At 63.7% G+C, this 13514-nt stretch carries 11 protein-coding genes and 1 pseudogene; 2 read left to right on the top strand and 10 right to left on the bottom strand.

The features are described 5' to 3' along the window. Positions 1–29 precede the first annotated feature (29 nt). A pseudogene (locus M2333_RS16980) lies at positions 30–935 on the bottom strand (tannase/feruloyl esterase family alpha/beta hydrolase); the annotation flags it as partial. 218 nt (positions 936–1153) lie between these two features. Next, positions 1154–2077 (bottom strand): SDR family oxidoreductase, encoded by a 924-nt coding sequence (locus M2333_RS05440; protein ID WP_264611090.1) that lies wholly within the window; start codon positions 2075–2077, stop codon positions 1154–1156. A 73-nt stretch (positions 2078–2150) separates the two neighbouring features. On the opposite strand from M2333_RS05440, the gene M2333_RS05435 reads away from it, so the two are divergent. Next, the gene (locus M2333_RS05435; protein ID WP_264611089.1) at positions 2151–2879 is read left to right on the top strand and encodes a nuclear transport factor 2 family protein; all 729 of its coding nucleotides are present in this window, start codon (positions 2151–2153) and stop codon (positions 2877–2879) included. 24 nt (positions 2880–2903) lie between these two features. On the opposite strand, the gene M2333_RS05430 is transcribed toward M2333_RS05435, so the two are convergent. From M2333_RS05430 to M2333_RS05395, 8 genes are all read right to left on the bottom strand, one after another. Next, positions 2904–3266 carry a cupin domain-containing protein gene (locus M2333_RS05430; RefSeq protein ID WP_264611088.1) on the bottom strand — a complete coding sequence of 121 codons (363 nt, stop codon included), beginning with the start codon at positions 3264–3266 and terminating at the stop codon, positions 2904–2906. Beyond that, complete coding sequence (locus M2333_RS05425; RefSeq protein ID WP_264611087.1) at positions 3253–4062, bottom strand: IclR family transcriptional regulator; 810 nt, start codon at positions 4060–4062, stop codon at positions 3253–3255. The genes M2333_RS05430 and M2333_RS05425 overlap by 14 nt, the downstream gene beginning before the upstream one ends. Next, positions 4052–4930 (bottom strand): 3-keto-5-aminohexanoate cleavage protein, encoded by an 879-nt coding sequence (locus M2333_RS05420; protein WP_264611086.1) that lies wholly within the window; start codon positions 4928–4930, stop codon positions 4052–4054. The genes M2333_RS05425 and M2333_RS05420 overlap by 11 nt, the downstream gene beginning before the upstream one ends. 56 nt (positions 4931–4986) lie before the next feature. Continuing rightward, complete coding sequence (gene mdlC / locus M2333_RS05415) at positions 4987–6600, bottom strand: benzoylformate decarboxylase (RefSeq protein ID WP_264587193.1); 1614 nt, start codon at positions 6598–6600, stop codon at positions 4987–4989. A gap of 230 nt (positions 6601–6830) precedes the next feature. Continuing rightward, complete coding sequence (locus M2333_RS05410; RefSeq protein WP_264572800.1) at positions 6831–7949, bottom strand: NAD(P)-dependent alcohol dehydrogenase; 1119 nt, start codon at positions 7947–7949, stop codon at positions 6831–6833. A gap of 47 nt (positions 7950–7996) precedes the next feature. Further along, entirely contained in the window at positions 7997–8845 is an 849-nt protein-coding gene (locus tag M2333_RS05405) for an SDR family NAD(P)-dependent oxidoreductase (protein ID WP_264611085.1), read from the bottom strand. A gap of 29 nt (positions 8846–8874) precedes the next feature. Beyond that, positions 8875–9285, bottom strand: coding sequence for a VOC family protein (locus M2333_RS05400; protein WP_264611084.1), 411 nt, complete (start codon positions 9283–9285; stop codon positions 8875–8877). Between the two features lie 163 nt (positions 9286–9448). Further along, a complete protein-coding gene (locus M2333_RS05395) occupies positions 9449–12025 on the bottom strand; it encodes a TonB-dependent receptor (protein ID WP_264611083.1) in 2577 nt (858 codons plus the stop codon). 303 nt (positions 12026–12328) lie between these two features. Here M2333_RS05395 and M2333_RS05390 point away from each other — a divergent pair, with 303 nt between their 5' ends. Continuing rightward, positions 12329–13468, top strand: a complete 1140-nt coding sequence (locus M2333_RS05390; RefSeq protein WP_264611082.1) for a cobalamin-independent methionine synthase II family protein — start codon at positions 12329–12331, stop codon at positions 13466–13468. Positions 13469–13514 lie beyond the last annotated feature (46 nt).

Here is a 13514-nt window from a genome sequence, read left to right as displayed (position 1 = left end):
GCGCCGGTGGTGATGTAGCCGGACACCGGGCCGGAGGTATCGACGATGCCGGTATCAAAAGGCACCGGCGCGTAGAGCGGGTAACCGGACTTATCGCGCGGCCCGGCAAAGGCGCGCTCAAGGGCCTCGACCTGCGCCTTGCTCAGGCACGAATCCGCCTTCGCGCCGGTGCATTGCAGCCGGGCAGGCTGGAAGCGGCATTGGCCCACATTCTCGATCATCCCGTCCTTCAGGCCATCGAGTCCGTCGCACTGGTTGAGCAGTCCCTTGAGGATGAGCTGGCGGTCCGCCGGCGAGAAGGCCCTGTCGATCAAGGGCGAGCCCTTGTCATCCTTGGGTGCGGCCTGGTTGAACATCACCTGCGCATAGCTCATGCCAAGATTTGAGTTGCCAGTCCGCATGGCCGGCGCGCCGACCACGATTCCATCGAACAACTCGGGATAACGCTGTGCGGCGAGCATGCCCTCCCGGCCGCCGGTCGAGCATCCGGTCATGTAGCTGCGCGTGGCCGATTTGCCGTAGAAGCCCTGTGCGATCGCCTTGCCGGCGAGCGTGACGGTGCGCACCGAACTCTCCGCAAAGTCGAGCGTCGCGCGTTGATCGACCATGAAGGCGTTGTCGAACACCGCGCCTTTGTGGCCGCTGTCATGGCTGAGCACGGCAAAGCCGCGGGCGAGGGCAGGGCGGTTGCCGGCCGCAACCGGACCGATCGGCTCGCGAATGCTGCCATTCAGTCCGCCGCCGCCCATCAAGAGGAAGCGACCGCTCCAATCCTTCGGCAGCGCAAGGGCGAAGCCGATGCCATAGGTCTTGCTACCGGCGCCCGTGCGCTGGTTGATGACGCCATCCACGCGGCAGTGCTCAGGGAGGACCAGCGTGGCGGGAGGCTCGCCCGGAGGCGGCGGCGCCTTGGAGGGGCCGGCCGGTACCAGCATGGCGCCGGTGATCTTCACCTCGGCGCCGAAATTCTGGCTGGTGAGGGCCGCACAGCGCTGGGCCGCTTCCTGTGCGGCTGCAGGCGTCGGCGCAAGGGCGGCGCCGGCCAGCAAGGCGGCCAAAGAGGCGATGGATTTGCCGTTCATATATTCTCCCCTGTCGTTGCGTCTTATTGGATCGTCGCCGTCGCGCACGCAAGGCGCTCGGCAGGTTCCGGTCAGGTGAGGTCGCTCAAGCCGATCTTTGCGCCTTCCAGCGCGGCCTTGTTAGCGGCCCGGCGCATCCGCTCGACCTCAAGGCGCTCCGGCGGCGCGACTTCATCCGGCAGGGCGGCGAGGCTGGTTTCGTAGATGTCCTGGAAGTCTTCCGCAAATTCGGGGTGGGTGAAGATCAGGCCCCGGTTCTCGACCATGCCCGCAAAAATCTTCTCGCCGGCCTCCAGCGGGTCCATGCCATTCTGAAAGGCGGTCGCGAACTGGCGGATTTCCGCCTCGTCCACCGGTGCGAAGCCGCTGCCCGAAAATTCGGCCGGGCGCTTCAGCGCAGAGAGCGCCGCGTCCGTGGCGACCAGCGCCGGGCAGACCAGCGAGGCGCCAATGCCATAGGGCACCAGATTATAGCGCAGGCACTCCGTAAGGCCGCGCACGGCGAATTTGCTGGCGGTATAGATGCCGGCTTGCGGCCCGGAGAGATAGGCCGCCATGCTCGCGACGTTGACCACATGTCCGCCTTCGCCGCTCGCCTTGATCTTGGGCAGGAAGGACACGATGCCGTTCACCACCCCGCCAAAGTTGACGCCCATGATCCAGTCATAATCGGCAAAGCTGGCTTCATCGGTGGGGCCGAAGACGGAGACGCCGGCATTGTTCACCAGCACATGGCAGGCGCCGAAATGGTCGACGACCTGCTCTGCCGCCTGCTGGAACGCCGCCCGGTCGGTCACGTCGAGCTTGATCCAGAGCGGCACTTCCCGCCCGCGCTCCTCGAACCATTTGGTACAGTGCGCGCGCTGCTCTTCATTGCGGTAGGAGAGGGCAAGGCGCATGCCAGCGTTGCTGAAAGCCCGCGCGATCCCGAAGCCGATTCCGGTGCCCGCGCCGGTGATGAACGCGACCTTTCCGGACCAATCCGTGCTGCTCATGATGACTCTTTCCTCTCGCCGGCTATTTGTGCTTTGTTAGCAAAACATACAGTCAAAGAGAGAGGAGTCGATAATGTCTGAGGTGGAATCGCGCCTGGCCAAGCTGGAAAAGAAGGTCCAGGAACTCGAAGATATCAACGCGATCCGTCGGCTCCAATGGGCCTATGGCTATTATATCGACTATAACCGCCCCGAGGAGGTTGCGGGTCTCTTTGCCAATGAGGGCGTGGTTGTGTTCCTCTCCGGCGAATATGTCGGATATGAGGGCGTGATGCGGCTCTATGGAACATGGTTCCAGAACCTGTTCACCGGCGGGCGGCGCGGCCCGGTCCATGGCCTGTTGCTCGATCATTTTCAGTTGCAGGACGTCATCACGATTGGCGAGGACGGCCAGACCGCCAAGGGTCGCTTCCGCGGCATTCTTGCGGGTGGCTGGCATGACGACGCGCTGCACGAAAAGCCCGAAGGCGTGCCGCAGCAATTCTGGGAGTCCGGCATCTACGAGAATGACTATGTCAAGGAAGGCGGCGTCTGGAAGATCAAGCGCCTGGACTATATGATGCAGTGGCAGGGCGACTATGAGAAGGGCTGGGCACACACCACCGCGCACCTGCAGCCGGCGCAAAAGCCTTATCCGGAAGATCCCAACGGCCCCGACCGCATCCTGCCCGAGAAGGAAGTCCGCCAGACTTGGCCGCACCGCTACGAAGTGCCGATGAGTTTTGCGCATCCGGTGCTCGGACGCGCCTTCATTGTCGAGAATTTCACGCCGATGATGACCAAGCAGCCGCGGGGTAACTGACGGCCCGACACGTCGCCCGGCGGTTCACTCTGCCGGGCGATCCTGCGGGAAATGCACAGCCAGCCAGACGGTCGGCGGTGCCGCCTGCGTCCAGACGACCCGATGACGGACATGAGCGGGAATGAGCAGCGCATCGCCGGGTGACAGCGGGCATTCGCCACGGTCCTCCAGCCAGAGCCGGGCCGCGCCGGCCAGCAGCAGCACCCACTCGTCATGGGGCTGATCGTATGGCGCGACCTCGGGCGTCGTCTGTCCCTGCGACACGATCCGCTCGATCCGGGTGCCGGCTTTTTCGAGGATCAGATTAAAGACTTCCTCGACGCTGGCATCAGGAAGCGGTGCGAGGAGGTTGAGAACCCCCGGCGCCTCGCCCTCATTCGCCGCCAAGAGCCTGGGCCGCCTGGGTGAGTAGGACGGCCGCGCGCTGCTCAAGCTCTGCTGTAGCCCGCGCGACCGGGATGGCCGCGCTGATCGCGCCGACCAGGCTCCCGCCCACATGCACGGCATGGCCGATACCGATGATGCCGGGGGTGAACTCTTCGGCGGTGCGCGCAATACCGGTTTGCGCGATCTGTGCCAGTTCTCGGCGCAGCTCTGCCTCGGCAGTGCGTGTCTGCGGGGTGAACGCCGCGCGGCTGGCCGCCGCGAAATAGGCGTCCAAGTCCTGCGGATCGAGCGCCGCCAGAATGGCCTTGCCGGCGGCAAAGGCATGGAGCGGGACGAGGCGGCCAACCTCAATGGTATAGCGCAGGGCTTGGGGGGCCACTTCGCCCGCAATCGCCTCCATATTCTCGCCATGGCGGACGAAGAAGGAGACGGTCTCGTTGAGTTGCCGCGAGACCGATCGCAGCACCGGATAGACCCGGTCCTTGAGCGGGATGGCCTCGGGCGCTGGGTTGAGACGGGCGAGCGCTGGCCCGGGCGAATGGAGCCGGCCACTGCGCAGCAGATAGCCGCGCTCGACGAGCGTCCCGAGCAGATAGGAGAGGCTGCTGACGGGAATCGCCAAGGAGAGCGCAATCTCGGCAGCACTGACCGGCCGGCCACTGCTGACGACATATTCCAGAATGTCGAGCGTCCGCGTGGCCGATTTGACCGACGAGGACTCCGCCTTCGCTTCCATGCCGCGATCCCCCAATAGCCGTCGGCCGGCCTGCCCTATTGTGCCCGCCTCACTGCTCAAGCCCGAGCATCTGCCGGGTCTCACCCGGCGTGGCAAGCTCACCGCCGATCTTCTCGAGAATCTCGACGCCCTGCCGCACCAGATCGGCATTGCTCTGCGCCAGCACGCCCTTGCGCAGGTAGATGGTATCCTCGAACCCGACGCGCATATGCCCGCCCAGCAACACCGACTGCGCCGCCATGGGGAAGCTGTGGCGGGAAATGCCGAAGCCGGTGAAAGGCGCACCGCGCGGAATCTGGTTCTTGGAATACATCATCGCCTCCGGCGTCGCGGGCAGACCATATTTGGTGCCGAGCACGAAGGTGAAGGGTGCGTTCTTGGGAATGAGGCCTTTGGCCATCAGATCGTCCGCGAAGACGAAATCGCCGGCCTCGAAGCATTCGATCTCGGTCAGCACGCCGGCATCCTGCAGCATGGTGCCCATCTTACCGACGATCATCTCCAGATTCATGGCGATGCCGCCCCACAGGTTCATGGTGCAGATGTCGAGCGTGCACATGTCGGGCTTGAGGTCGAGAATGTGCTCGATGCGCCGCTCCGCGGTGAACATCAGGGTCTTTTCGAGGTCCGGCATCGCCGGCTCCTCGGCGCTCTTGGGGAACCACATGCAGCCCGGGCCGGTCGTGACGTTGAGGATCACGTCGGTGTTCCTTTCCCGGATGAGGCTCACCACCTTGCGATAGTCGTCCATCTCCTGGCTCGGCGTGCCATCTTCGCCATTGCGGACATGGACATGGATGATCGACGCGCCGGCCTCGGCCGCGTCGAGCGCTTCCTGCGCCACATGCTCGGGGCGGAAGGGAAAGTTGGGATGCTTGGGCATCGGCGATGCGCCGGTGATCGCGCAGGTAATGAATGTCTTGCTCATCTTTTTCTCCTATCGGACACCGGCGCTCGCCGCTCATGCTGCGCGCAGCATAAGCCTCAGCGCGCCCGTTCCACCATGACTTCCAGCAAGCGGGGGCCGCTGCCGGCAAACAGATCCCGGATCGCATCGTCCAGCGCTGCGGGGTCGGAAACGCGCGCACCGGGCACGCCCATGCTCTCACCAAGCTTCACGAAATCGATACCCGGCAGCTTGCTGCCCACCACCTCGATGTCGAACAGCGCACCGAACTGGTCGAGCGCCGCATAGCCGCCATTGTTGACGATGAGGAAGCGCACGTCGAGCTTAAGGTCGCCCGCCGTCCAAAGGCCCTGAATCGAATACATCGAAGACCCGTCGCCCAGCAGGCACAGCACCGTGCGGTTCGGTTGCGCAAGGGCAGCGCCGACCGCAGCAGGCAGCGCAAAGCCCAGCCCGCCGCTGGCGGTGGCCATGAACTCATCCTCGAGCCGGATCGGGAAATGATCGTGTAACGGCCCGCGCGTGCTCGGCGCTTCCTCGCTGATGATGATGCCCTTTGGACGCAGGGCATCGAGGCGCTGCATCAGATAGGGCTCGAAAATGGCGGCGCCATCGGGGCTTTCGGCGGCATGGCTCGCGGGAGGTGCTGGCGCCTTCCGGGGTGCAGCATTGGATGCAGCATTAAGGCGCGCAATCGCATCCGCGACATTGCCGACGATAGCGGTGCCGACCGGCGTGCGGGCTGCCGTGGCGGGATCGTCCACAATCTGGATGATCTGCGCGCCCTCGGGCACATAAGGGCCGAAGCCCTCGACATGATAAGTAAAGACCGGCGCACCGAGCACCAGCACGAGATCATGGCCATCCAGCGCGCCCACAATGGCTTCACGGGAAGCCGGGAGGAAGCCTGCGAACAGGGCATCGTCTTCCGGGAACACGGCGCGGGCAGCCATTGGCGCGACCCACACCGGTGCCTGATGCGCCGTTGCCAGCGCATGGAGCGCGGCGCGCGCATTTTCGCGACCCACGCCTGCGCCGGCAACGATCACCGGGGATTTCGCGGCGTTCAGTGCGTCCGCTGCGGCACCGATGAGGGCAGGGGACGCCATCGATTCCTGAGAAACGGTCGAGGCGCTAATCGGCTGACAGGCGCGATCCCAATCGTCGATGGGCACCGAGACGAACACCGGACCGCGCGGCGCCTGCATCGCCATATGATAAGCGCGCAGGATGGCCAGCGGCACATCCTCGGCGCGCGCCGGCTCGCAAGTCCATTTCACGAAGGGTTGCGGAAACTCCGTGGCGCGCTCGGCATAGAGGAACGGGTCGTAGGGGAAGATGCTGCGGGCCTGCTGCCCTGCGGTGATCACCAGCGGCGTCTGGTTGCGGAACGCGGTGAAGATGTTGCCAAGCGCATGGCCCGTGCCGGCAGAGGAATGCAGGTTCACAAACGCAGCATTGCCGCTCATTTGCGCGAAGCCGTCCGCCATGCCGACGACGACGCTTTCCTGCAGGCCCAGGACATATTGGAAGTCCTGCGGCATGTCGCGGAACAACGGCAGCTCAGTCGAGCCGGGATTGCCGAACAATGTCGTCATGCCTAGATCGCGCAGCAGGCTCATCACGGCATCACGCACCGTCGGTCCTTCGACTGCCTTGGGCTTCTCGACTGCCAGACCCCGCGCCGTCATGCCGCCGCTCCCATCATGTTTGTTGCTGCCGTCATCGTCATTCTCTCTATATATGAAATTATCACATACGCGAACGCATAATCGCTCCCGCGGCCGGGCCGTCAGCCCACGCAAAGTAATTAACATGTTCAGCAAAAGATGGAAGCGGCAACGCTAGTTTGTCACCGCGCATGGCCGATCCAAGCCGCACCCGAAGGAGAACGGGCGCGGCTTGTCGAAGATCAGGCCGGTCAGGCGTCCATCACAAGGACGGGCTTCACCACCGCGCCGCTCTCGCCGGCATGGAAGGCTTCATCGATCTGCGCGAACGGGAAGGTTTTGATCAGCCGATCATGCGGGAAACGACCCGCGAGATGATGGTCGATCAGCTCGGGCAGGAAGCCGAACAGATCGGAATCGCCACCCAGGATGCCCATCAGCCGCTTGCCGCCACCCATGAAGGCTGACTCGTTGAGCGTCAGATTGGCGGCGGGGTCGGATGCACCGACGATGCCGACGATACCCAGCGGCGCAATCAGTCCGGCGGCGCTCTCGATGATCGCCTTCAGACCCGTCGTATCGAACGCATAGCCCAGCCCCTGCGGGCAGAGTTTGCGGATTTCCTCCTCGGCATTGCTGGTCTTGCCGTTGATCGTGTGCGTCGCGCCCAGTTCGCGAGCCAGCGCGAGGCGATTATCGTGGATGTCGACGGCAATGATCGGGTTCGCGCCCGCGATCTTGGCTGCCATGATCGCGCCGAGGCCGACAGCGCCCGTGCCGAAGACGGCGATGGGCATGCCGGCGCGCACCTTCATGCTGCGCAGCACGGCACCGGCGCCGGTCATGAAACCGCAGCCGAGCGGCGCGAGGGTCGAGAGTGGCACATGCGCGGCGCTTTCGGGCACCTTCACGACGTTGCGGGCATGGCCGATGGCGTGGGTGGCGAAGGAAGACTGGCCAAAGAAATTCGCATTCACGCCCTCGCCATCACGATGCAGCGTGTGGCTGCCGTCCGGCCTCGTGCCGATCCAGTTCTCGGGCACGAAATTGTAGCAATAAGTGGGCTTGTCGACTTCACAGCTCGGGCAGGTGCCGCAGCTGTTGAAGCTCATCAGCACCCGGTCGCCCGGCTTCACATGAGTCACCTCGGACCCGACCTTCTCGACCACGCCGGCGCCTTCATGGCCCAGCACCATGGGGAGCGGAGTCGGGAGTTGCCCATCGCGTGCGGCCATATCGGTGTGGCAGATGCCGCAGGCGTGGATGCGCACCAGCACCTCGTCAGCGCGGGGCTCGTCAAGCGTCACGGCTTCGATCGCGAACGGCGCTTCACCGCCCTTGCAGATGGCGGCCTGTGCTGATGTGGTCATGCGTGTCACTCCTGTTCTGGTCTTGGCTTGAGGCAGCGCGATATTGCTCAGCCGAGCCGGCCGAGCGACATGCCGCCATCGATCATCATTTGCGCCCCGGTTACATAGCTCGATGCGTCGGAGGCAAGGAACAATGCCAGCGGCTTGATCTGATAGGTCTCGGCGATCCGCCCCATCAAGGTCGCGTCGTCCCACGCCTTGCGGACCACGGGATCCTTGAGCGATCCATCCGCGATGTTGGTGACGAAAGGTCCGGGCAAGATGGCGTTGACGCGGATCTGATAGGCCCCCAGCTCCAGCGCGAGGTGGCGGACCATGTGGCTGACCCCGGCCTTGGACGGCATATAGGGCATCGGCACAATCGGCTCGCAGATCACGGCCGCATTGGACGAGGTGGCGATGATGGAGCCGCCCTTACCACCCTTCTTCATCAGCCGCGCAGCATCGCGCATCGTGTTGTAGGCGCCTGTCAGGTTGATCGCGATGATCCTGTCCCAGATCGCCGGATCGTAGGTATCGATCTGGCCATGCGGGTCGCGGCCGCCTTCTGGTTTCCAGAAGCCGGGGCCGATCCCAAGGCCGGCATTGGCAAAGGCGATGTCCAGTCCGCCATAAGCAGCCTCGTGCGCATCGAACACCTGGGTGGTGCGGGCGCGGTCGGAGACATCGAGCTGGTCGGCGCGCACCTCATAGCCTTGCGCGCGCAGGCGGGCTGCTTCCCGCTCGGCGGCGGCACCATCGACATCCGTCAGCGTGACCCGTGCGCCGGCTTCAGCCATCGCCTCGGCATAAGCGAGGCCGATGCCGGAGGCGGCGCCTGTCACGAGCGCGCTGCGCCCCGCGATGTCGAACTGCTCAAGTGCCTTGGGCGGCTGTCCCGTGCCGGCGTCGGTCATTCTGTGCGGTCCTCTCCGGTTAGGCGCGTTCAGGCCGGGTCTTCGTCGAACACATTCAGCTCGATCTGCACACCTGTTGGGTCGTGCAGGAAGACCTGCGTCATCTTGATCACCTCGACCCGATTCTCCCGCCAGGGCACGCCATGCGCCTCGAGCCGCTCGATCAGCGGATCGAGGCCGACGCACTGGAAGGCGACATGATCGAGGCCGCCCGTCGTCCCGGTGATATTGTCATAAACCCCATGTTCGGACAGCGCGCCAGGCGTGCTGATGTGGACGATCGGATCGTCCTTGTGATCGTACATCCACCGCACCATCGTCCGGTCCAGATTGGACGGCGGATCGCGCTCCTCCAGCAGCAGAATGTCGCGGTAGAACGCCACCACCGGCGGCAGGTCACGGGTGCGGATGTTGACGTGGTCGAGCCGTTTGATGAGCATGTACGAGTCCTGTTCGTGGGAAGGCGGGCGGTCGGCTTATTGATAGTGTCCAAAGCATCTGCGGCGCAACCGCTTCTGGCCTTTTTGTGCGGCGATTGTGCGCACAATAAGATCGGGAGAGGCGACGGTGCGCCCCTCCCGATCCGCTCGCTTGACGAAGCGGTCAGAAACTGCGGCGCACGGAGACCGCCCAGGTCCGCAATGGCGCAGGCACGCCCGTCACGACGCCAAGCGACGCGCTGACATCGCTCTTGGTCAGGAAGTAATATTTGTTGAACATGTTCTGCACTTCCAGCGAGACACGCCAGTCCTTGTCCGTCGTGGTGAAGGAGAGGCGCCCATTGGCGAGGAAGTTGCCCTCGACCCGGCTCCATTCGGAGTTGGATGTCTCGGTGAAGACATCGGACTGGTAAGAGCCATCGAACCGCACGCTCACCGTGCCGGGCGTGATCTCGTGATCATATTGCAGGCCGAAGCTGTAGGTCCATTCCGGCGTGTAAGGCGTCACCGCATCCAGTGAGATGCCGGACGTGCCGACTTCCTTATACTGGAAGTTGATGTAGCTGAGGCTTCCATCGACGGTGAACCCGGCGAACGGATGAATGGTCGTTTCCAGCTCGAAGCCCTTGACGTCCGCCTTGCCGACGTTGGTCGGCTTGAGGCACGGCACCGACGGACAGGCCGAGAGCGTGAGGATCATGTCATTATACTTGTTCAGAAACACCGCGCCGTTCAGCCGCACACGCCGGTCGAACAGGTCGGACTTGAACCCCAGTTCATAGGTGGTGAGCGTCTCCGGATTGAAACTGCCAAGTTGGTTGCATGGCGCCGGAGCGACATAGCCCGGTGCCGTGCACGAACCCGCCGACGGACCGAAGAACGGCCGGGGATTCACACCGCCGCCCTTGAAGCCGGTCGCGACCGAGCCGTAAACCAGCAGTTCCGGCGAGAAACGGAAGTCGGTGGAAATCCGCCAGTCCCAGCGATCGCCCTTGAAGCTGTCGCTGACATTGTAAAGGCCGGAGAGCAGGCAGTTGGGCGTGTTGCCGATGCCGGTCGGTCCTGCGGTCGGTGCGCCCTGGAAGAACTCGCAGATCGGGAGGGACGGCAATTGCGCCGGCGTCCAATTACCGAACGGAACCGTGCCGTCCGGATTGCGGCGGAAGTAGGTGTAGGTCTTTTCATCCCGCGTGTAGCGCAGGCCGCCCGAGATGCTCCATCCTTCCAGTGGCCGGATTACGCCATTGGCAAACAGCGCTTTCGAGGTGGACGGCGTGGTGTCGGGACCGTGCAGGAAGTCGATTCCGGCATAGTTCAGATCGACACGGGCGGAGTAGGTGCCTTTCTGATCGAAGTAGAAGCCGCCGAGGGTGAAGTCGGCGAACGTGCCGACCTTGCCGTTCAGGCGGAGTTCCTGGCTCCAGGCATGATGGTTGAGCTGGTTATCCAGTTGCGCGACGGGCACAGGGGTCGCGTCCTGATCCTGCCCGAAGTTCGACTGATATTGGCGATAGGAGGAAATCCACACGACATTGACGCTGTCGCTCAACGTCCACGTCACATTGCCGTGAATACCCCAGCCCTTGAAGTCCTGGTTCTGCAAGGCCGTGTAGGGCTTGTAGGGGGACTGGGACGTGGGCAGCATTCCATCGACGAAATTGGCGTAGCTGATGAAGCGGCGGTCACCGCCATAGGCCGAGCTGGCCAGGGAATCGCAGCCATAGACCCCATAAGGCACGAAGGCGCAGCCTACTGGCACGGGACTGCCATTCTTGCCCGGCAGCCAGGCACCGCCGTTGGCATTCGTGCCGGGGTTGGGGATGGCCGGGTTGAACGGATTGGGGTTGGTCGAGGTCGGCCCCGGCAGACCGGCCGCGACTAGGACGGTTGGCGCCGGCTCCGACTTATCCGACGTATAGTCCCCCGACAGGTTCACTTCGAGCGCATCCGTCGGCAGCCAGCGCAGAGCGATCCGCCCGGCGACATAGGACTGGCCGCCCTGCGTCCCGACAACGGGGTCGGCGCCCCGATTGTTGCTGGCCGGCACGTTTGAGCCGGGGTGGGTCGCGCCATAATCCAGAAGTTTGAGGTAGCCATCGCGGCTCTTCGCGGCGCCAGACAGGCGGACGAACAGATTGTCCGTCACAGCGAAGTCGGCCATGCCGCGCAGATCGAGACGATTGTAGGAGCCGTAGGTGGCCTCGAGCGTGCCGCCGCCAGAGCCATCGGGCTTGGCACTGAACAACTTGATAGCGCCGCCGATCGAATTCTTGCCCGCAAGAGTACCCTGCGGGCCGCGAAGGATCTCCACCCGGTCCAGATCCATGAGGTCCAGCAGCGAGCTGGAGAGGGTCGGAATGTAGACATCATCAATATAGACGCCCACGCCGGGGTCGAGGGCATAGTTGAAGTCGGTCTGCCCCACGCCGCGGATGAAGGCGATGAGGCCGGCGCCGCCATTTTGCGGTTGTGGCCGCAAGGTCACGTTGGGCGACTGGTTGGCGATGTCGGCAATGCTGGTCTGTCCGCGCTGCTCCAGGAGGGCGGCGTTGACCGCCGTGATGGCGATCGGCGTATCCTGAAGCCGTGTCTCGCGGAACTGGGCGGTGACGATGATATCGCCGGTAACGTCCGTGTTCTGGGTACTTTGGGGCTGTTCGCCGCTCTGGGCATAAACCGGTGCGGCTAACGCACAGGCCAGGGCATAGGACGCAACGGATCGCGCGCAAAATCTGCGCATGGGCAATCTCCTCTCCATGTTGCCGTTGCTGATTTTCATGTCTCGTAGCGGACATGCAACGGCGTGGCGGCGGCATAACATGAGGGTTTGGCACCAGCAATATGTGCAATAGTGTGAACAGCGGCGGGCCGGGCGGCTGCCCGGGTGATGCTGAGACATCATTGGATATTGTCAACAATGACTGTCTCCGCAAATGGCGGTAAGCCTTGCGTTTTTGGCCCGACCTCTCTCGGGCTTGCCTGATTGCATTGGTCGTGCGAGGGGCGGCGGCATAGCGTTGAATTGAAGAAAGGGTTGAGTACTGTGATCGCAACGACACATGTCGGAAGTCTGCCGCGCGGGCCGGAGCTTGTTCCCTTGCTGCTCGCGAAGGATCATGGCGAGCCCTATGATGCCGCGCAGTTCGAGACGGTTGTGCAGCAAGCCATCGACGATGCCGTTGCCAAGCAGGTCGAGGCCGGAGTCAGCATCGTGTCCGATGGCGAACTGGGCAAGGTCGGTTACTCGACCTATATCATCGAGCGTCTGGAGGGCTTTGGTGGCCACACCGATCGCAAGCCGGCGCTCGACCTCGCGCCCTTGCCGGAACTGCGCAAGAAGTTGGCCGCGATCATGGGCGATCAAGAGTTCACCCGCGCCTCGTGCATCGCACCGGTGAAGCTCAAGAACCTGCAGCCCTGTCATGACGACATTCGCCGGTTCGATCAGGCGCTCAAGGCGCAGGGCAAGGGCGCACGCGGCTTCATGAATGCCGCGTCACCGGGTCTGATCACGGCCTTCCAGCCCAACGCTTATTATTCCAGCCACGAGGCCTATCTCGCGGATCTGGTGACGGCCATGCGCCCTGAATATCAGGCGATCATCGATGCGGGCTTCGACCTGCAGCTCGATTGCCCCGACCTCGCCATGTCCCGCCACACCGGCTATCAGGATGTGAGCGACGCAGAGTTCGTGAAGATTGCCGAGGCCAATGTTGAGGCGCTGAATGCCGCCACCGAAGGACTCCCCCGCGACCGGCTGCGGATGCACATCTGCTGGGGCAATTATGAAGGCCCGCATGATTGCGACATCGATCTTGCCAAAGTGCTGCCGACGATCCTGCGGGCCCGCCCCGGCGTGGTGCTGTTTGAATCGGCCAATCCCCGCCACGAGCATGAGTGGACCGTGTGGCGGGATGCGAAGCTGCCCGACGATCTCGTGCTGGCCCCGGGCCTCATCGATAGCTGCTCGAACTATGTCGAGCATCCCGAGTTGGTCGCCCAGCGGATCGAGCGCTTTGCGGGCATCGTCGGCGCTGAGCGCGTGATCGGCAGCACGGATTGCGGTTTTGGTACCTTTGCCGGCTACGGCAAGATCGATCCCGCCGTCACGTGGAAGAAGCTGCAGGCCCTGCGCGAAGGCGCCGATATTGCAGCCACGCGCCTCGCGAGCGTGCCGGCCTGATTTAAGACCTCCATGCCGGGCCGCGCTCTTCAGATCCGCGGCCCGA

Origin of the sequence: Sphingobium sp. B11D3B (genome assembly GCF_025961735.1) — a bacterium.
In the GTDB taxonomy this organism is placed as follows: domain Bacteria; phylum Pseudomonadota; class Alphaproteobacteria; order Sphingomonadales; family Sphingomonadaceae; genus Sphingobium.
Note: the sequence above shows the minus strand (reverse complement) of the source record. Positions and strands in the feature narration are given on the sequence as shown.